This window comes from Streptomyces sp. CB02980, from assembly GCF_014451325.2.
Lineage (GTDB): Bacteria > Actinomycetota > Actinomycetes > Streptomycetales > Streptomycetaceae > Streptomyces.
Genome location: NZ_JACSCH020000019.1, coordinates 31,791 through 51,294, shown reverse-complemented (window position 1 = coordinate 51,294; position 19,504 = coordinate 31,791). Strand labels below are relative to the sequence as shown.

Sequence of the window (19,504 nt, the reverse complement as noted above, 5' to 3'; positions counted from 1 at the left end):
CCGGGTGTTCTCCGACCCGTTCTTCGGGCGCGTGGTGGACGGGGTCCTGCCGGTCCTGCGCCGCCGCGCGATCCAGCCCGTGCTGCTCGTCGCCGAGTCCGAGCAGGCCAGGACCCAACTCGTCGAGTACCTGCGGCAGGGCGGCGCGGACGGAGCCCTGGTCGTGCCGCTGGACGAGAACGACCCGCTCCCGTCGATGCTGGTGGCGGCGGGCCTTCCCACGGTGCTGTTCGGCCGCCCCCGCGACGGGGAGCGGTGCGGCTACGTCGACCTCGACAACACCGCCGGAGCGCGACTGGCGGCCGAGCACCTCTGGGCCACCGGCCGGCGGCGCCCGGCCACCATCGCCGCCCCGGTCTCCGCCCCCACGGCGGACGAACGCCTCGACGGCTTCCGGGAGGCGCTCGCGGCGCACGGGGTGACGTCGGTGCCCGTCGTACGGGGCCGGTTCACGGTGGACAGCGGCAGGCGCGCCATGGCCAGGCTCCTGAAGGACCACCCGGAGATCGACGCCGTGTTCGCCGCCAACGACCTGATGGCCCAGGGCGCCTGCCAGTACCTGCGTGAGCAGGGGGTCTCCGTCCCCGGCGCGGTGGCCGTGGTGGGCTTCGACGACTCGGTGGCAGCGCGGGCGGCACGGCCTCAGCTGACCACCGTGCGTCAGCCGGTGGAGCGCATGGCGGCCGCGATGGCCACACTGCTTGTCGAGCAGCTCGACGACGCCCGGTCCGAGACGGTCGCGAAGGTGTTCGAACCGGTGCTGGTCGTACGCGAGTCCACCTGACGTCCCGGTGACGGCGGTGATGGCGGTGACGGCGGTGACGGTGGGGCTCGCGCTGAGCACGGAGACCGTCCCCGCCGATCGGCCGCGGCACGTCACGCCTCCAGGGCGTCGAGTACGGAGAGCTGCTCCATGACACGGTCGGCGGACCAGGTGTCGAGCCAGGCCGCGAAATCTCCGCCGTAGGCGCGGGGAACGGATTCCACGCGCATGACGAGGGTGAGATACACCCGGTAGAGCGCGAGGCGGACGCGGGCGCCGGTGTCGAGGGTCAGGGCGGGGGCCACGGAGCGGTAGCCGGCCAGGAGGTCGGCATCGTCCTCGGCCGCGCCGAGCGGGTCGAGTCCGACGAGTTCGGCCAACGGATCGCCGAAGAAGGCGCGTTCGCCTTCGATCAGCCCGCTCAGGTGCCACGGGCCCTTCCCGGTCCGGGCGACGACGACGTTGCCCTCCCAGGCGTCGAAGTGGACGAGAGCGGGCCGGCGGACCTCGGCGAGCCGGTGGCCGAACCGTACGGGCAGCCCTGCGAGGAGCCCGGTGGGGGCGGGCAGGGCGACGTCGAACCGGCTCGCGTCGGCGAGGACGGCGTGCAGCATCGCGGTGAACGCGGCCGGCCAGTCGGGGGCCGAGAGCCCCGCGGCGGGCTGCGGATATCCGTACGCCGGACCGGTGACGGTGGCGATCCGGGCCAGGCTCTCTCCCAGCCGACGGCGCAGCGCCGCGCGATCGGCCGGGGTGAGCCGGTCGCCCGCGGCGTCCCAGGTGGTGCCGTCGACGTAGGAGAGGAGCAGCCACTCGGCGGGAGTGCCGGGACCGGCGGGCTCATGGTGCAGGACGGTGGGAACCCGGGCGCCCGTCCTGGCGGCGAGACGGTGGAAGAGCGCCTCGGTGCCGAGGAGACCCCGCTCGTGGGTGAGGGCGGGGGCGCTCGCCGGAGGCGCGGTCTTGAGCACCAGGTGCCGCCCGTCGGAGAGTTCGAGGAGCCGGGCGGAGTTGTAGAGACCACCGCTGAGGGCGGTGCCCCGGACGACCGTCGCCGGACCGAGGAGGTGACGGAGCAATTCGGCGGCGGACTCGTCGGCGTTGTCGGACCCCGGCGGAGGGGACGGCAGGGCGCTGGCGGCCATGGGCACTCCTTCAGGAGAAGCCGGCGAAGGGGAGGGGGACAGGCGGAGACGGAAGGGGAGGGGGACGGCGGCGCGGCGCCGGTCCCTTCTCCGGGAAGGACGGCGGTGCGGTGCCCGCCGGGACTCCGGAAGGCCGCCCCGGTGGTGCCGGGGCGGCCTTCCGGAGGATCGCGACGGGGCCGTCGGTCAGCCCGCGTTCGCCTCGCGGTGGGCGCGGACGATGTCCGCGTAGCGGCGTCCGCTCGTCTTCACGGTCCTGCGCTGGGTGGCGTAGTCGACGTGGACGAGGCCGAAGCGCTTGTCGTAGCCGTAGGCCCACTCGAAGTTGTCCAGGAGCGACCAGGCGTAGTACCCGACGAGCGGGGCGCCCTTGCGCAGGGCGCTCGCGCAGGCCGCGAGGTGCTGCTCCAGGTAGCGGGTGCGCTCGGGGTCGTGGACCTCTCCGTCGGGGCCGACGGTGTCGGGGAAGGCCGAGCCGTTCTCGGTGACGTACAGCTTCCGTACGCCGTAGTCCTCGGTGAGCCGCAGCAGGAAGGCCTCCAGGCCGCCGGCGTCGATCTGCCAGTCCATGCCGGTGCGCGGCACGTCGGGGAGGCGCACCTCGCGGGCGTACGGGGCGGCTCCCGTCGGGTCGTCGGCGACGGTGACCGGGAAGTAGTAGTTGAGGCCGTGCCAGTCGAGCGGGGCGGCGATGGTCTCCAGGTCCCCGGGCTTCTCGGGCAGTTCGACCCCGTACAGCTCGCGCATGTCGGCGGGGAAGCCGCGGCCGTACACCGGGTCGAGCCACCAGCGGTTGGTGTGGCCGTCCGCGCGGGCGGCGGCGGCGATGTCCTCGGGCCGGGTGGAGGCGGGCGCGACGGTGGAGTGGTTGGTGACCAGGCCGACCTGGGCGCCGGGTGCGGCGGCGCGGATGGCCTGGGTGGCGAGGCCGTGGGCGAGGAGGAGGTGGTACGAGGCGCGGACGGCGGAGGTGAGGTCGGTGAGGCCCGGGGCCATCCGCCCCTCCAGGTGGCCGATCCAGCCGGAGCAGAGCGGTTCGTTGAGGGTGGCCCACTGGGTGACCCGGTCGCCGAGTCGTTCGGCGACGACGGAGGCGTAGGCGGCGAGGTGTTCGGCCGTGGCCCGCTCGGTCCAGCCCCCGCGGCTGTCGGCCACCCGGTCCTGGAGGGCCTGCGGCAGGTCCCAGTGGTAGAGGGTGACGGAGGGGGTGATGCCGGCATCGAGGAGTCCGTCGACGAGCCGGTCGTAGAAGTCGAGTCCGGGCGCGTTGACGGGCCCGTCGCCGTCCGGGAGGACACGTGGCCAGGCCACGGAGAGCCGGTAGGCGTCGGTGCCGAGGCCCTTCATCAGGGCGATGTCCTCGGGCCAGCGGTGGTAGTGGTCGCAGGCGGTGTCGCCGTGGTCCCCGTTGTCGATCGCGCCGGGTACGCGGGAGAAGGTGTCCCAGATGGACGGACCCCTGCCGTCCTCGGCGACGGCGCCCTCGATCTGGTAGGCGGAGGTCGCGGTGCCCCAGGCGAAGTCCGGCGGGAAGGCCTCCAGGTCGAGCGTGGTGCGGGAGTCGGTGGATTCGGACACGGGGAACCTCTTCGTGATGGGTGTGGAGAGGGACGTCGCTGTGATGGGTGCGGAGAGGGACGTCACTTGACCGCTCCTGCGGTGAGGCCGGCGACGAGATAGCGCTGGAGGAGCAGGAAGCCGACGACGACGGGGACGCTGACCACCAGGGAGGCGGCCATCACCTGGTTCCAGTAGACGTCGTTCTGCGTGGCGTACCCCTGGAGACCGACGGCGAGGGTACGGGTGGTGTCGTTGGTCATGACGGACGCGAAGAGGACCTCGCCCCAGGCGGTCATGAAGGCGTAGACGGCGACGGCGATGATGCCGGGGGACGCGGCCGGGACGATGACGCGGAACAGCGCGCTGATCGGTCCGCAGCCGTCGACCTTGGCGGCCTCGTCGAGCTCGCGCGGGATCGAGTCGAAGTAGCCGGTCAGCATCCAGATGGAGAACGGCAGCGAGAAGGTCAGATAGGTGAGGATCAGGCCTTCCCGGGAGCCGAAGAGGGCGATGCCGGTGGCGTTGCCGATGTTGACGTAGATGAGGAAGAGCGGCAGCAGGAAGAGGATGCCGGGGAACATCTGCGTGGACAGCACCGTGACCGTGAAGACCCGCTTGCCGCGGAAGGTGTAGCGGCTGACGGCGTACGCGGCGAAGATCGCGACCATCACGGAGAACACCGTGGCCGCCCCCGCGACGACGATCGAGTTCATGAAGTAGTCGGCGAGCGGGACGGTCTCCCAGATGTCGAAGTACGGGCGGAGCGTGAGCCCGGAGGGGATCCACTCGAACTTCCCCGAGACGTCCTCCAGCGGTTTCAGGGAGCTGGAGACCATGACGTACACCGGCAGCACCACGAAGGCGGTGAGCAGGGTGAGGAAGATCCGCCGCGTCCACAGGAACGAGCGGGGCGCCGCCATGGGGGAGCGCGGAGCAGCGCGCCGGGATGCGTGCTCAGACATCTGAGGTCTTCCTTCCGCGGCTGGTGAGCAGGAGGTAGACGCCCGTGACGACGAGGAGGAAGAGCAGCAGGAGCACGGACATGGCCGAGCCGGTGCCGAAGTTCCAGGTCTGGAAGGACGACTGGTAGATGTGGAGCGAGATCAGGTCGGCGGATTCGGGCGCCGCCTTGCCGAAGAGCACGAACGGTGTGTTGAAGTCGTTGAACGTCCAGAGGAACAGGACGAGCACGAGGACCTGGTTGACGGAGCGCAGCGACGGCAGGGTGATGTGCCGGATCTGCTTCCAGACGCCGGCGCCGTCGAGCGCCGCCGCTTCGTACATGTCCCGGGGGATGTTCTGCAGTCCGGCCATGACGGTGAGGAAGGCGAAGGGCCAGCCCTTCCACACCGAGACGACGAGCAGCGTGTAGAAGGCGTTGTCGCCGATGAGCCAGAAGGCGGGGCTGTCGCCGATGCCGAGCTGGTCGTGGAGGACGTGGTTGATGAGGCCGTTGTCCCGCTGGAACATGAACGCCCAGGTGATGACGGCGGCGTACACGGGCAGGGCGTACGGGACGAGGAACAGGGTCCGCAGGAAACCGCGGCCCCGGAAGTTCTCCTGGAGGAAGATCGCGGCGGCCGTTCCGAGGAGCCAGCACAGCCCCACGGAGAGGACGGTGAACAGACACGTCGTCAGGAAGGACTTCAGGAGCGCCTGCCCGACGGGGGCGTCGAAGTCGATCGCGACGGTGTAGTTGTCCAGACCCGACCAGGGAGCCTCGCCCCAGTTCCGGATGTAGAACTGGGTCAGCTCCTTGAAGCTCATGGTGATGCCCATGAGCATCGGCACGAGGTGGACGAGGAGTTCGAGGAGCAGGGCGGGCAGGAGCAGCAGGTAGGGCAGTGCGATGCGGCGACGCCCGGAGCGGCGTGGTGCGCGTGCCTCTCCGGGTGTGGCCTTGCGCACCGCCGGCTCGGTCGGGTGAGCGACGGCGGTTTCGGTCATGGTGGGGCGGCCTACTTCTTGGGCATCTGCTGCTGGGCCTTTTCGAGCTTGGCCTTCACGGACTCCGTGGTGACCGGGCGGCCGGCGGCGGCGTCGGCGAACAGCTCCTTGACCGCGGTGCCCACGACCGTCTCGAACTGGGACTCCTCGGGCACCTGCGGCAGGGCCGCGGCGCTGGTGGCGAGGGTGTCACGGATGACGGTGAGCGACGGGTCGGCGAAGGCGGGGTCCTTCTGGGCGCTCTTGACCGGCGGGACGGAGCCGTACGCCTTGTTGAGGACGATCTGCTCCTCGTCGCTCGTCATGTACTTCACGAACTTCAGCGCGCCGTCGAGGTTCTTGGTGTTCTTGAAGACGGCCAGGTTGATGCCGGCGACCATCGAGTTGGTCTGGGCGCCCTGACCGGGCTTGCCCGACGGGACCGGGGCGGGGGCCACGCCCCACTCCTCCGGGCCCATGCCCTGCGAGGAGAAGGTCTGGGACGGGGTCTGCCACAGGACCATGCCGGTCTTGTTCTTGGCGAAGTCGCTGAGGGACTGGTTCTGGGCGTACTCGGCGTTGCCGGGGGCGACGATCTTCTGCACGGCCATCAGGTCGACGTACTGCTTGACGGCGGCGACGGCCCCGGCGGAGGTGAAGTCGGGCTTGCCGTCGGCGGTGAAGAAGTCGGCGCCGTGCTGCTTGCCGAGGACGAAGACCTGGTGGATGTTGTTGGAGAGGTTGGAGCCCTCGACGCCGATGCCCGCCTTGCCGTCCTTGCTGAGCTTCTTGCCGGCCGCGATCACCTCGTCCCAGGTGGCCGGCGGCTTGGCTATGCCCGCGTCCTTGAACATCTGCTTGTTGTAGTAGAGCGCGTAGGCCATGGAGTAGAGCGGGACGGCGGCCGGCTCCTTGCCGGGGACGCCGGTGGAGCCGAGCGCGGAGTCGACGAAGCGGTCCTTGCCGCCGATGGCCTCCAGGTTCTTCGCGTCCCACGGCAGGAGGGCGCCGGTGGACTGGAGCGAGGCGCTCCAGGTGTTGCCGATGTTGAGGATGTCGGGGCCCTGGCCGGAGGTGGTCGCGGTGAGGATCCGGTTGAGGAGGTCGGACCACGGGATCACCTCCAGCTTGACCTTGATCCCGGTCTCCTTCTCGAACTGGTCGAGCTCGGGCTGCAGGACCTTCTTGTCGACCTCCAGGCTGGCGCCCTGGTTGGAGGCCCAGTAGGTGAGGGTCTTCGGCGACGACTCGCTCCCCTCACCCCCGCCGCAGGCGGTGGCGGTGAAGGCGAGGGAGAGGGTGACGACACCGGTGACAGCGGCTCTGACTCTGCGCATGGCTCCTGGGCCCTTTCGGGGACGAGGGGATCGCCGATGTGGCGGGCGGCTGGAGGCCTCGCCGTGACATCGGCTTAATTTAGGATGTGAGTTAAACCCCATGAGAAGGTCGCGTCAAGGCTTGTACTGCGGGTATGTTGCAACGAACGACTTCAGAGACGGGGACCAAAGTGCACGCGAGAACTGGCCGCACGGTGCGTGACCTGCGGCGCGAGAACCGCACCGCCGTTCTGCGCAGGCTGTACTTCGACGGCCCGATGAGCCGCCTCATGCTCGGCCCGGCGACCGGTCTCAGCTCGGGCTCCGTCAGCAACGTGGTCGCCGAACTCGTCGCCGACGGCCTCGTCGAGGAGGCCGGCAGCGTCGACTCCGCCGGCGGGCGCCCCCGTACCCTCGTCAGGATCACTCCCACCAGCGGCTTCATGATCGGCGTCGACATCGGCGAAACCCGGGTCAGGATCGAGCTGTTCGATCTCACTCTCACCGAACTCGCCCGCACTGAACGCCCGTTGGCCTGCTCCGGGCCCCGCACGGCCCGCTACGACGTCGATCTCGTCGTCGACCGTCTCCGCGAGGGCATCGCCGAGGTGCTGCGCATCGCGGACGTACCCGCCGACCGTCTCATCGGTGTCGGCGTCGGCGTCCCCGGCATCGTCGCCCGTACCACCGAGGACGGTGCCGTCGTGCACGGCCAGACCGTCGGCTGGGACGCCGTACCCTTCGAACGCCTCCTCCGCGCCGCCGTCGACCTGCCCGAGTCCGTCCCGTACTGGATCGACAACGGCGCCAAGACCCTGGGCCAGGCCGAGATGTGGTTCGGTGCCGGCCGGGGGGCGCGCAGCGCGGTGGTCGTCCTCTTCGGCTCGGGCGTCGGCGCGTGTGTGGTCACGGACCCGATGGGGCCGGGCCGGGCGATCGAGTGGGGTCATCTGACGGTACGGGTGCGGGGGCGCCGCTGCCGCTGCGGAGCCCAGGGCTGCCTGGAGGCGTACGCCGGGGCCGAAGCCCTCCTGGAGCGGTGGCGGGAGGCCGGTGGGGTGCCGCCGGCGGGCGCGGACGAGGAGACGGCGCTGACGGCGATGCTGGCGGCGGCGTATCCGGCGGAACCGGGGACGGATCCCGATGCCCCGGAGCCCGACGCCACGGAGCCCGATGCCACGGCGCTCGCCGTCCTGGCGGAGACGGCCGAGTACCTGGGCGCCGGATTCGCCGACCTCATCAACCTCTTCCAGCCCGAGCGCATCCTGGTCGGCGGCTGGGCCGGCCTCCAGCTCGGCACCCGCTTCCTGGAGACCGTGTCCGGCTACGCGCGGGAGTACGCGCTCACCTACCCGGCCAGCCGTACCCGCATCGGTCTCGGCACCCTCGGCCCGGAGGCGGTCACCGTCGGCGCGGCCCTGCTGCCACTGGTCGACTTCTTCGCCCAGGGAGGCAGACGCCCCGAGAGCAAGCCCACCACCCCCGCTCCCGCCTGGCAGTCGGCCCTCCAGGACCGCGTCTCTCCCTGAGGTGCCTGGTTCCCGGCCAGGGACCCAGGGGCCTCCGGCGGTGTGGCTTCAAGAGTGGTCAAAGACGTTCTGAGCGTTGAGCAATGGAAGACCGGGCGGCCTCACGGGGTCGTACGTTCCTCGTGTGACTCCTTCTTCCTCTGAACCTCACATATCCCAGGGCCCTTCCGGGGCCACTTCCTCCTCGCGCCGCACGCTGCTGCGCACCGCCCTCACCGGGGCGGCGCTGACCGCAGGGTCCTGGGCATCGGACCTTCCGGCGGCGTCGGCGACGCCTCGGGCGAACGAGAAGCCGCGGCCCACGACACCCGCGGCGGCGTTACGCGAACTGAACGCGGGCAACCGGCGCTGGCGCACCCACCACGAGCGACACCCTCACGAGTCGCTCGCCGTCCGGAGGGAAATGGTCTCCGGACAGCATCCGTTCGCCGTCGTACTCGGTTGCATCGACTCCCGCGTCGCGCCCGAGCTCGTCTTCGACCAAGGTCTGGGCGATCTGCTCACCGTGCGTTCCGCGGGAGAGGTCCTGGACGAGGCGGTGCTCGGCAGCGTGGCGTACGGGGTGCTGGAGCTGGACATCCCGCTCGTCGTGGTGCTCGGACACCAGTCGTGCGGCGCCGTGTCCGCAGCCGTCCACGCGGAGCAGACCGGTGAGCGGCTTCCCGCCCACATCCAGTACATCGCCGACCAGATCAAACCCGCGATCGACCACTCGCAGGAGGGCGCCGCCCGCATCGACGCGACCGTCTCGGCGCAGGTGCGGCGTGTGCGGTCGCAGCTCGCCGCAGAGCCCGACCTCGCTTCGAGGATCAGGGCCGGACGGCTGGCGATCGTCGGCGCGCGATACGAACTGACCAGCCAACTGGTCCGCCCGGTCGACTGATTGCTCCCCCTGCCCACCCGCCGGCCGGTGCACGTACCGGGCGGCGGGTGCGCAGGCCGGCTCGGGGCTGTAGCCCTGCCTCATGGGGGTCAAGAGGCGCCGTGCGCGCTTCCACGCCAAAAAGAGGGGGGTCCGCGATGCGGTTAATGGCTGGGCGTCACCCTGTCTCGACGTGCGCGGGCACCTAGCATTCGACCATCCCCGCTCACAACGGCGGGGTGGTCGGACAGAGTTCATACGCATGATAGTTCAACCATTGCCGGTTGGACTACCCCGCTGCGTACTTCCGGCCTTCTCGATTCCTCGCACCAGGTCTCCACCGCAGTAGGTCCGTGACGGCCGCCGCCCTTGAGCGTGGCGCGCCGCACCCCCAGCCCGTGGCGCGGACGCACCCGTGCGTCCGCACCCCTCGGGAACCGAAGCACCGGATGGGAGAAACATGAGAGTTCCCCTGCTCGTGACCGGGGCGGTCGCCGCCCTGTTCGCCTCGGCCCTGCCCGCCAAGGCCGGCCCGGGGTCGATCGTCGACCCGCCGCCGGACAGGATCGTCATCGACATCGCCACGGTGAACGGATCCGGCTGCCCCCTGGGCACCGCCGCCATCGCCGTGTCCGAGGACAACACCGCCTTCACCGTCACCTACAGCGAGTACCTGGCGCAGGTGGGCGGCGGTTCGTCCCCCACGGCGGCCCGCAGGAACTGTCAGCTGAACCTTCTGGTGCACGTCCCGCAGGGCTTCACGTACGCCATCGCCAGTGCCGACTACCGGGGCTACGCCTCGCTCCAACGCGGTGCGACCAGCACGGAGAAGGCCTCGTACTACTTCCAGGGCTCGCCGACCACGGCCTCCCGTACGCACACCTTCCGGGGCCCGTACGAGGACAACTGGCAGGCGACCGACGACACCGACTGGGCACAACTGGTGTGGGCACCCTGCGGCGTACAGCGCAACTTCAACATCAACACCGAACTCCGGGTGAACGCCGGCACGTCGAGCCCGGGCGCCACCAGCTACATGACCATGGACTCCACGGACGGTGACATCAGCACCGTCTACCACCTGGCGTGGAAGGAGTGCCCGGCCGGCTGACGCGCGCGGCGGCCGCGGCGCCCCGACGCGCCCGGCCGCCGACCGGCTCCGGCCCGCCGACCGGCTCCGGCGGCTTCGGCCGCCGCAACGAGGCCCTCACATGCGGCAACCCGCTCCGACGTCCGTCTCGTTGAGGATCTCCACCCACCGCGTAGTACTTGAGGATGATCCGGTGCCCATACGGAGACGGACATTGCGACCGATGGGGAACCTGGGCCCGAGACAGACGTCTTGATCCTCGCGTCGGCTTGATCGTCGAGTCGACCCGAGGAGGTTCTGATGGCAGGTCAGGTGACGGAGAGGCCCGCGATGGCGTCGGCGCCGGAGTACCAAGGGGCGCTGGGGTCGCTGTCGGTGAACGCCTCCCTGCCCGAGGTACTCGCCCGGGGCGTCCGGGAACTCCGCGCGGCCGAGGAGGCAGGAGACCGGCGGGAGGCGGCGCGCTGCGGTCTCGCCGTGGCCGAGGCATGCCGCAGGCTCGGGCGGATCGAGGAGGCCGACCGGGCGTGGAAGGCGAGCTACCGGGCGGCGCGTTCGGCCGGTCACGAGGGGGCCATGGCGTGGGCGCTGTGGAGCGGCGGCACACTGGCCCGCCAGCGCGGTGCGCTCAGGCTGGCGTACCGGCTGCTGGGGCTCGCGGCCGAGACCGGCGAGCGGGGCGGGGACGTCGTCGTGCGGGGTTACTCGCTGGCGGGGCTCGCAGAGACCGGGCGCATCCAGGGCGACTACGAGGCGGTGGGGCGGCTGCACGAACAACTGCTGGCCGAGGCCCGCCGTCGCGGCGAGGCCCGCCACACGGTCTGGGCCCTGGAGGGCATAGCGCAGATGCACCGCAACACCGGTTCCTACGACAAGGCCCTGGCACTCTTCGAGGAGGCGGCCGAGACGGCGTCGCGCGCCGAGGACCGACGCGGGTGGGCATGGGCCCTGCGGGGCATCGCAGACGTGGTGTCCGTACGGGACGGGGACGTGGAACGCGCCCTGTCCCTGCTGTCGCAGGCGGAGGAGGCATGCCGGGAGATGCGTCTGGCCAGCGCGCTCGCCTACAACCACAAGATGCGTGGCAACGTGCTGTACCGGGCGGGCCGCTACGAGCAGGCCCGTGAGCTGTACGAGCAGGCTCTGGAGGAGTTCCGCGAGATGGAGGAGCCGCGGGGGACGGCACTGTCGAGGCTGGGGTTCGTCAAGGCCGACGCCCGCCTGGGCCGCGACGCCGCGCACACCGCCGCGGAACTGACCGGACTCCGCACGACGCTGGACCGCATCGGGCTGCGGCACGCCCGGGACATGGTGGACAAGGCCGCGGCCGAACTGGGTGTCGGCCCGCTGCCCGACCACAACGGAGACGGACCAGGGGAAGCAGGCCCGGTACTGCCGGCAGTCGGGGTGGAAGCCCTGCAGAAGGTCGACGTGGAGGGGCTGCGGTGAGCGCCCTCCCGACATCCGCCCGAGCCGTCTGCACGCGGACCGATGCGCCGGCCGCCACGGCCGTGACCGTGGTGAGTGCCTCTCGTGTTCACGAGCCCTCGGCGACCGCCCTCCTGGACCGGTGCCGTGACCGGGTCCGGCCCGCGCTGGTGGAGGCGGTGGGCCGACTGCACCCCTGGACCGGCGAGATGGCGGCGTACGCCCTGGGCTGGGCCGATACGGCCGGAACCCCGGACCCCGGCGGATCCGAGGGCAAGGGGGTGCGGCAGGCGCTCGCCCTGCTCGGGGCCGAGGCGGTCGGCGCGGACGGCGCCGACGCCGTACCGGGCGCCGTCGCCGTCGAACTCGTGCACACCTTCTCCCTGCTCCACGACGACATCATGGACGCAGACGCGCTGCGCCGGCAGCGCCCGGCGGTGTGGAAGTCCTACGGGACCGGCCCGGCCGTCCTGGCCGGCGACGCGCTCCTCGCCCAGGCCGTGACGAGCCTGGCGGAGGCCCCGGGCCCCTGCACGGCTGCCGCGGTCCGGCACCTCTGCGGGACGCTGACCACGCTGGTGTCCGGCCAGGCGGAGGACCTGCGCTTCGAGGACCGTCCTTGGTCCGGACCCGGCGCGGTCGAGCCGGCACAGTACCGGTCCATGGCCGAGGACAAGACAGGCGCCCTGCTGGGCTGCGCGCTCGCGCTCGGCGCCATCCTCGGCGGCGCCGCCGACAGGACCGTGACCGCGCTCGACCGCGCCGGACGCCATCTCGGCCTGGCGTTCCAGGCGGTGGACGACGTCCTCGGCATCTGGGGCGACCCGAGAGTGACCGGGAAACCCGTCCACGCCGACCTCCGGCAGGGCAAGAAGACCTACCCGGTCCTCATCGCGCTGGCCGGTGGAGGCAAGGCCGCACACGAACTCGAGGCGCTGCTGGCGTCCGGCCGGCGGATCGACGGAGAGACCGCCGAACACGTCGCGGCGCTCGTGGAGCAGGCCGGCGGGCGGACCGAGACCCGAGAGGAAGCACGCCGGCACCTCGACGCCGCCCGCCACGCACTGCGGGAGGCGCCGCTGAAGCACTCCGCAGCACAGGAACTGGACGTGCTGTTCACCCACTTGCTCGACCGCACCTGGTGACGTGACGGTGGGAACACGGGCGTGACTGACGGTCGCCGACGCGCCTGCGGGGGACGTGCGCCGCAGGCGGGGGCACGCGCGCCGCAGTCGGCGGCGCGTGGGCGCGCGGCCCCGCTCAGGAGGAGCCGCGGACCCCGCGAGGAATCGCCAGATCCGTCAGGAGCGCCTCACCCGGGCGCAGGCCGGTCCACGTGCCGTACCAGGTCAGGACGGCGATCGCGGACGTCGGGAACTTGGTCCGAACACGCTCCAGGATGTCCTCGTCCGTCCCCACTGCCCCGTCCGCCCCGTCCGCGAGCAGCAGGATCAGGTCCTCGAGGCCAGGATTGTGCCCGACCAGGAGCAACGTCCCGACCTCGTCGGACACGCTGTGGAGAACATCGAGCAGTTCCGGGCCGTCCGCGCCGTACAGCCGCGGGTCGTGGCGGGTCGGCACGGCGCTGTCCAGCTCCGCGGCTGCCAGTTCCCAGGTGTGGCGGGCGCGCCGGGCCGGGGAGCACAGGACCAGGTCGGGCAGCCCACCGGCCTCGGCCAGGAAACGCCCGACGGCCGGGGCGTCACGCAGCCCGCGCGGGCCGAGGGGGCGGTCCTGGTCGGCGACTCCCTTCGGCCAGGCGCTCTTGGCGTGTCGCAGGACCAGCAGTCGGCGAGGCCGGCCATTGGCGGAGCGGACGTGCTCAGGGGGCTCGGTCGAGGGCTGCACGTCCTTGAGCCTACGGGGTGGGTCGTCCCACGGCCATGGACGCTACGGGTGGGCCCGCACGTGGTCGTTGTGGGCGCCGTCCCGGTTCACAGGCGGATGACGACGAGCGCCGTGTCATCGGTATTGCCGTTGGTGTCCAGGAGGTCCGCGAGGAGGGCGTCGGCCAGGACCTCGGGTTTGGCTCGCCCACGCCGCCGCAGGGATGCGGCGAGGCGTGCGAGGCCGACGTCGATGTCCTCCGTGCGCCGCTCGATCAGGCCGTCGGTGTACATCACCAGCGTCGCGCCTTCACTGAAGGCGGCGGTCGCCTGGGGGCGGGAGACGTGTTCCGGGCGGGCGCCGAGCGGAGGGTCGGTCGCCTGGTCGAGGAAGGTCACGTCGCCGCCGGGGGTGAGCAGTGCGGGCGGAGGATGGCCGGCGCTGCTGTACGTGAGGGTGTGCGTGCTCCAGTCGATGAAGGTCGTGGCCACGGTGGACGACTCGGCGCCCTCGACGGAGCGGGCGTAGAGCCCGAGGACTTCGAGAGCTTGGGCCGGGCCGTCGGCGACGAGCGTTGCCGCGCTCAGGGCGCTGCGCAGTTGTCCCATGACGCCGGCGGCGGTGAGGCCGTGGCCCACCACGTCTCCCACGGCCACCGCCATCCGGTCCCCGGGGAGGCCGACCAGGTCGTACCAGTCCCCGCACACGTTGAGGCCGCCGACCGCGGGGCGATAGCGCACGGCCGCCCGATGATGTCCGACGGGGCCGGGGGAGGGGAGCATCGCCGCTTGGAGGGCCAGTGCCACCTTGCGCTCCCGGGCGTGCGCCTTGCGAAGGCGCTCATTGACCTCCTGCAGTTCCCGGGAGCGTGTGTAGAGCTCGGCCTCCAGTCTGGCTGCCTGGGTGGTACCTGCCAGACCGCCACGGGCACGGATGAGCGGAGTGACCTCCTCCACCCGGTGCACGATCAGCACCACCTGATCGTCGGCGCCCAGCACGGGCGCGTTGACCGGGCTCCAGAAATGTTCCTGCCAGTGGCCGGGCCGCTGGGAATCCTCGATGTCGTAGCGGAGCAGCGCCATGGTGTCGCGCTCGCCGGTGGCGACCACGCGCAGCATCGACGCCTCGGTCTCCCGCATGCCGGCGGCGGCCGGGTCGCCGGGGTTCTCGGGAAACGCGTCGAAGATGTAGCGGCCGACCAGCTCTTCGCGGGAACGCCCGGCGAGACGTGCGAAGTCCTCGTTGACGTCGACGTACACCAGGTCGGGCGTGAGCAGCGCGACCATGCCGGGCAGGGCCTGGAACACGGCTGCGTAGTCGACCTGCTGTTGGTTCATTCCCTGCCCGTTCCGCCGCCGACCGCCATCGTGTGCTCTTCCACGATAGGAGGGAGCGCGTCGCGGCGGCCGAAGCACTGTGCTTCGCAGCAGCGGACTGTCACCCGGTCAGCCCCATGGGGGTCCGTACGGCAAGGGGGTCGCCGGGAGCCGTCGGCGGACCGTGCGTCACTCGGGTCGCGGCCTTCCCGTCAGGACCGTTGCGCGGAAGGACGCCACCACCGGCCGGAGATCGACCCGGTGCCAGGCCGCCCACAGCTGGACGGATCCGTCGTACCAGGGGAGTTCCCGTACGACGACGCCCTCGGTCGAGCCGCGCACCATGCTCCGCTGGACGAGCGCGAGGCCGAGGCCGGAGGCGACCAGGCCCAGTGCGGTGAGGGCATCGGCGGCGTCGAGGCGGATGTCCGGAGTGAAGCCTGACGCCGTGCACGAGGCGACGAACGCGTCCCGCCATCCGGGGGCGTGGGAGTCGCCCACCGCGATCCACGGCTGACCGTCCAGGTCGTCGGGCGTCACCTCCTCCCGACCCGCTAGGGGATGGTCCGCGGGCAGCGTGAGCAACAGCGGGTCCCGCAGCAGGGGCGCGGCGTCCAGGTCCGGATCGTCCTCCGGAGGAGGCGTGCGTACGAGTGCGATGTCGAGGCTCCGCTGGCGCAGCCCCTCGAACTGGTCGGCCGACTCCTGGTCGTACAACGCCACGTGGATGCCCGGGCGCTCCTCACGGAGCGTTCGCAGGGCCGTGGGCAGGACGCCCGTGTGCATGGCGTCGGCGACGTACCCGATGCACAGCCCGCCCTCCTCGCCCCGGCCGAGTCGTCGGCCGAGGTTCTCCAGCCGGTCCGCGTGCCGCAGCAGGGCGCGGGCCTCGGTCAGGAAGACGTGGCCGTCCGAGGTGAGCCGGATGCGTTGCTGGCTGCGCTCGAAGAGGGTGAGGCCCAGGTTCTTCTCAAGCTGGGCGATCTGCCGGCTGAGAGGCGACTGGGAGATGTGGAGCCGTTCGGCGGCCCGCCCGACGTGTTCCGTCTCGGCGACGGTCACGAAATAGCGGAGTTGTCGCAGGTCAAGCATGTGGGACCTCAAAGGACTGAAGTGAGCCCGAGTGAGTCTTGGACAGTCTCATGTGGGGATCCTAACCTCGGAAGCACAAGGCCGACGGATCGGCCATTCATCAATGATTCGTCGCATGACAAGGCAAAAGGATCTTTCATGACCCTCTCGTCCCTCCTCCCCGACGCCCTCGGCTTCGGCACCGCTCCCCTCGGCAACATGTTCCGCGCCATCCCCGACGACGAGGCCGCGGCCACCGTCGAAGCCGCCTGGACCCAGGGCATCCGCTACTTCGACACCGCCCCCTTCTACGGCGCGGGCCTCTCCGAGATCCGCCTGGGCGACGTCCTCGCCGAGCACCCCCGTGACGAGTTCGTCCTCAGCACGAAGGTGGGCCGTCTCGTCCTCGACGAGATCGAGGACCCGGCCGCCCGCGACCTGGGCGAGAAGGGCGGCCTCTTCGAGCACGGACGCCCCAACACGATGGTCAACGACTACAGCGCCGAAGCCACGCTGCGTTCCATCGAGGACAGCCTGAAGCGACTCAGGACCGACCGCCTCGACATCGTGTGGGTGCACGACGTCGCGCAGGACTTCTACGGGGACGAGTGGCTGGCCGCCTACGAGACCGCCCGCACCGGCGCCTTCCGCGTCCTCCAGCGGCTCCGCGACGAGGGCGTCATCAAGGCCTGGGGCCTGGGCGTCAACCGCGTCGAACCCCTGGAGCTCACCCTCGACCTTGACGAGCCGAAGCCCGACGCGTTCCTCCTCGCCGGCCGCTACACGCTGCTCGACCACGACCGCGCCCTGCAGCGCCTGCTCCCCGCCGCCGCGGAACAGGGAGTCGACATCGTCGTCGGCGGCCCCTACAGCTCGGGGATCCTCGCCGGGGGCACCCACTTCGAGTACCAGAAGGCACCGGCGGCCATCATCGACAAGGTCGAGCGCATCAAGGCCGTCGCCGGTCGCCACGGCGTCGGCATCAAGGCGGCCGCCCTGCAGTTCTCCCTCGCCCACCCGGCCACCGCCGCCGCGATCCCGGGCGCCACGAAGCCCAGCCGGATCGCGGAGGACGTCGCCGCGCTGGAGGAGACGATCCCCTCCGCGTTCTGGAACGAGCTCCGCGCCGAAGGGCTCATCGCGGAGGACGCCCCCGCGCCTGTACCCACCGCCTGACCTTCATTTCCCCACGCCCGACCTGCACCCCCCGTCGCCCGACAGACCTCTCTCTGACATCCCCTGATCTCTCCCCCCCACAGCACCCAAGGAGAACCCGTGGCCACCACGACCGCGACCATCGACATCCCCGCGTCCCCGGACAGCGTCTGGCAGCTCATGGGCGGCTTCGACTCGCTCCCGGAATGGCTGCCCTACATCCCCACCAGCCGCCTGGGGGAGGGAGGCCGCGTCCGCTCCCTCACCAACGTGGACGGGGGCGTGATCGTCGAACGCCTCGAGACCTTCGACGACAAGGCCCGCAGCTACAGCTACTCCATCCTCCAGGCCCCGTTCCCCGTCACCGGCTACCTCTCCACGCTCAGCGTCCACGCGGGACCGGACCCGGCCACGGCCCGTGTGGAGTGGACCGGCACCTTCACGCCGGACGGCGTAGGCGACGACGAGGCCATCGCGCTCTTCCACGGCATCTACCGGGACGGCCTGGCCGCGCTGCACGGGACGGTCACCTCACGCCACTCCCAGCGGACCTCGTGACGGCCCACGGCCCAGGACCGACGGACAAGGACCGACGGCCGACGGCCCAGGACGGACTGCCCACCCGGTCAGCTGTCCGGGAGGACCAGCCAGACCTCGGAGAAGGCGAGGCCGTGGTCGTGGGTCACCACCCCGCACGGGCAGCCCAACGACATCCGGCCCTCACCACAGGTCACCGTCCACGGGCCGGTCACACCCCCGCACGCAGGGCACCCGAAGGTCTCGGCCGTCCACACGTCGGCAGCGGGCCTGCCGTGGTGACGGAAGCGCCCCGCGTACCGGACCTGCCAGGGGGCGACCGGGGGAGTGACCGGGACCGTGCCGGGCCGGCTCCCGGAGGCCAGCAGGGTGAACAGCTCGACCAGACCGGGGAGTAGAGCCTCGCCGGCGTCCGTCGGAGGCACGGACGGGCCGTCCGCCGCCCCGATCGAGGCTCCGTACCTGGGGGCCGCCGCCGCACGCGGTGGGTCCGGCGTGCCGTGCCACGGCAGGAACGCGCGGGCGACGGAGGCCAGGAGGGCCGCCGCACGAGGGCTGACCACGCCCGCGTCGAGATGGTGAAGGGAAGTGCGCAGGATGCGCTGGAGCCGCCGGTCCCGATCCGTGTGCGTTGTCCGTGCGGACGCCGCATGCCGCGACGGGAGCGGAGCCGCGAGGCGCTTCAGCACCGCCCCTGCCGCATCGCAGTCCGGCGCCGCCGGGCGCCACTCCCCGGCGGCCAGGAGCCGGCCCGCTCGCCCGGCCTCACGCGCGAGGGCACGCGTGGGCAGTGCCGGCGAGCCGAAGTCCGCCCCGGGCGTCTCCTGCCTGCTCGTCATGACCCTGTCCTCCACCGCGTTCGTTCCCTCTCTGAGCACTCCGGAGCGAGCGCCCGCCGCCCGCTGGGCGGCCGGCCGACGGGTCGGCGTCCTCGGCGGTGCGGTCAGCCGAGGATCGAAGCGTCCGACTCGGCCGCCTCGGCGGCAGGCACCGTGACCTTCACCGGCTTGCCGAGCTCGGTGAGCGTCAGCGTGTTGACGGAGGAGGCGGCGCCTTCGATCGTCATGGACAGGCGTACCTGCACGGCCCGCTTCCGGTCGTCGATCCACACGTCGACGATCACGGGAATCCGGCCGCCCATGAGGTCGCGGAGCCGGTCCGTCTTCGCCCGCACCTCCTTGCCCATCTGCAGGGTGAGCGCCTCGTGGGTGAGGAGACCTCGGTGCCGCGTCACGGCGGAGCCGTTCAGCTTCTCCTCGCCGACCTGCTGGAACATCTCGCCCATGGCGGCCTGCCGCAGCGTGTACCCGGGGTCGTTGGCGGGTGCCCTCAGGATGTGGCGGGCCTCGACCTCGTCGCGGTCGACGTAGGACCACGACATGGTCTCGTCGCCGGCGCTGCCGCGTATGTAGACGCGTCCGTCCGCGAAGACCTCCTCGAACCGGGCTGCCGTCGCCATCCCGATGCTGACGGTGCCACGGTCCTTGGCGAAGTCGTGCGCGCCCTGGCCCGAGATGACGTACGCCGGGACCGCGCCCTCGCCGAGCTCCGTCTTGACCGCCGTGCGGGCCGTGGTGCGGCCTGTGGCATCGATGGCCGCTCGTACAGTCCGGGTGGAGGCGACGGTGGCCGCGACCGTGGGAGTCGCCGTGGGCGTGGCGCGGGCCGCGCGCGAGGGCGTCACCTCGGCGGCATCGCCGCCGGACCCCGCGGCCCCGCATCCGGCGGTCAGGAGCACACTGCAGACGACGACGGTCGACGAAAGGGCACGGCGCATGGCGGTGGAACTCCTGGTCACATGAGGTGAGGTACGGCAGTGCCCCCTGGTCATGTGACACGCCTACTGCACTGACCAGCGTATATACAGAGTTCACCGGCCCTGTCGCGGGGGCGGACGCCCGCCATGGCCGCTCGGGGGACCACACGGCCGCCGGCCGCGGCGCGTGCCTCCGAGCTCGGCGGCCGGGTGCCGGGTGCCG

General features: G+C 71.5%; 18 protein-coding genes. 8 read left to right on the top strand and 10 right to left on the bottom strand.

Annotation, left to right across the window (positions count from 1 at the left end; translation table 11 throughout):
- The coding region (locus E0F75_RS31720) for a LacI family DNA-binding transcriptional regulator (protein WP_229314404.1) at positions 1–784 on the top strand (784 nt) is incomplete at its 5' end.
- Between the two features lie 92 nt (positions 785–876).
- Here the strand turns inward: E0F75_RS31720 and E0F75_RS31715 are convergent.
- From E0F75_RS31715 to E0F75_RS31695, 5 genes are all read right to left on the bottom strand, one after another.
- A complete protein-coding gene (locus E0F75_RS31715; protein ID WP_229314403.1) occupies positions 877–1,908 on the bottom strand; it encodes a phosphotransferase family protein in 1,032 nt (343 codons plus the stop codon).
- A gap of 186 nt (positions 1,909–2,094) precedes the next feature.
- Positions 2,095–3,486 (bottom strand): GH1 family beta-glucosidase, encoded by a 1,392-nt coding sequence (locus tag E0F75_RS31710; protein ID WP_229314402.1) that lies wholly within the window; start codon positions 3,484–3,486, stop codon positions 2,095–2,097.
- 62 nt (positions 3,487–3,548) lie between these two features.
- Positions 3,549–4,388 carry a carbohydrate ABC transporter permease gene (locus E0F75_RS31705; protein WP_229314498.1) on the bottom strand — a complete coding sequence of 280 codons (840 nt, stop codon included), beginning with the start codon at positions 4,386–4,388 and terminating at the stop codon, positions 3,549–3,551.
- 34 nt (positions 4,389–4,422) lie between these two features.
- Entirely contained in the window at positions 4,423–5,415 is a 993-nt protein-coding gene (locus E0F75_RS31700) for a carbohydrate ABC transporter permease (RefSeq protein WP_229314401.1), read from the bottom strand.
- 11 nt (positions 5,416–5,426) lie between these two features.
- Entirely contained in the window at positions 5,427–6,731 is a 1,305-nt protein-coding gene (locus E0F75_RS31695) for an extracellular solute-binding protein (RefSeq protein ID WP_229314400.1), read from the bottom strand.
- Between the two features lie 170 nt (positions 6,732–6,901).
- On the opposite strand from E0F75_RS31695, the gene E0F75_RS31690 reads away from it, so the two are divergent.
- From E0F75_RS31690 to E0F75_RS31670, 5 genes are all read left to right on the top strand, one after another.
- Positions 6,902–8,239 carry an ROK family transcriptional regulator gene (locus E0F75_RS31690; protein WP_229314399.1) on the top strand — a complete coding sequence of 446 codons (1,338 nt, stop codon included), beginning with the start codon at positions 6,902–6,904 and terminating at the stop codon, positions 8,237–8,239.
- Between the two features lie 124 nt (positions 8,240–8,363).
- Positions 8,364–9,122, top strand: coding sequence for a carbonic anhydrase (locus E0F75_RS31685; protein WP_374115460.1), 759 nt, complete (start codon positions 8,364–8,366; stop codon positions 9,120–9,122).
- Positions 9,123–9,561: 439 nt separating this feature from the next.
- Positions 9,562–10,212, top strand: coding sequence for a DUF4360 domain-containing protein (locus tag E0F75_RS31680; RefSeq protein ID WP_229314398.1), 651 nt, complete (start codon positions 9,562–9,564; stop codon positions 10,210–10,212).
- Positions 10,213–10,491: 279 nt separating this feature from the next.
- On the top strand, positions 10,492–11,640 hold the full coding sequence (locus tag E0F75_RS31675; RefSeq protein ID WP_229314397.1) for a tetratricopeptide repeat protein: 1,149 nt from the start codon (positions 10,492–10,494) through the stop codon (positions 11,638–11,640).
- A 71-nt stretch (positions 11,641–11,711) separates the two neighbouring features.
- Entirely contained in the window at positions 11,712–12,764 is a 1,053-nt protein-coding gene (locus E0F75_RS31670) for a polyprenyl synthetase family protein (protein WP_374115469.1), read from the top strand.
- A gap of 115 nt (positions 12,765–12,879) precedes the next feature.
- Here the strand turns inward: E0F75_RS31670 and E0F75_RS31665 are convergent, their stop codons facing one another.
- The 3 genes from E0F75_RS31665 to E0F75_RS31655 all read right to left on the bottom strand — a co-directional run bounded on the left by E0F75_RS31665 (position 12,880) and on the right by E0F75_RS31655 (position 15,854).
- Positions 12,880–13,467 (bottom strand): histidine phosphatase family protein, encoded by a 588-nt coding sequence (locus tag E0F75_RS31665; protein ID WP_229314396.1) that lies wholly within the window; start codon positions 13,465–13,467, stop codon positions 12,880–12,882.
- 86 nt (positions 13,468–13,553) lie between these two features.
- Positions 13,554–14,783, bottom strand: coding sequence for a PP2C family protein-serine/threonine phosphatase (locus tag E0F75_RS31660; RefSeq protein ID WP_229314395.1), 1,230 nt, complete (start codon positions 14,781–14,783; stop codon positions 13,554–13,556).
- Between the two features lie 168 nt (positions 14,784–14,951).
- The gene (locus E0F75_RS31655) at positions 14,952–15,854 is read right to left on the bottom strand and encodes a LysR substrate-binding domain-containing protein (protein WP_229314394.1); all 903 of its coding nucleotides are present in this window, start codon (positions 15,852–15,854) and stop codon (positions 14,952–14,954) included.
- 138 nt (positions 15,855–15,992) lie between these two features.
- On the opposite strand from E0F75_RS31655, the gene E0F75_RS31650 reads away from it, so the two are divergent.
- Both E0F75_RS31650 and E0F75_RS31645 read left to right on the top strand, forming a co-directional pair.
- A complete protein-coding gene (locus E0F75_RS31650; protein ID WP_229314393.1) occupies positions 15,993–17,009 on the top strand; it encodes an aldo/keto reductase in 1,017 nt (338 codons plus the stop codon).
- A 99-nt stretch (positions 17,010–17,108) separates the two neighbouring features.
- Positions 17,109–17,546 carry an SRPBCC family protein gene (locus E0F75_RS31645; protein WP_229314392.1) on the top strand — a complete coding sequence of 146 codons (438 nt, stop codon included), beginning with the start codon at positions 17,109–17,111 and terminating at the stop codon, positions 17,544–17,546.
- A gap of 68 nt (positions 17,547–17,614) precedes the next feature.
- Here E0F75_RS31645 and E0F75_RS31640 read toward each other — a convergent pair whose 3' ends face one another.
- Together E0F75_RS31640 and E0F75_RS31635 are read right to left on the bottom strand one after the other, a co-directional pair.
- Positions 17,615–18,364, bottom strand: a complete 750-nt coding sequence (locus E0F75_RS31640; protein WP_229314391.1) for a hypothetical protein — start codon at positions 18,362–18,364, stop codon at positions 17,615–17,617.
- Positions 18,365–18,468: 104 nt separating this feature from the next.
- Complete coding sequence (locus tag E0F75_RS31635; protein WP_229314390.1) at positions 18,469–19,302, bottom strand: hypothetical protein; 834 nt, start codon at positions 19,300–19,302, stop codon at positions 18,469–18,471.
- Between the last annotated feature and the right edge of the window lie 202 nt (positions 19,303–19,504).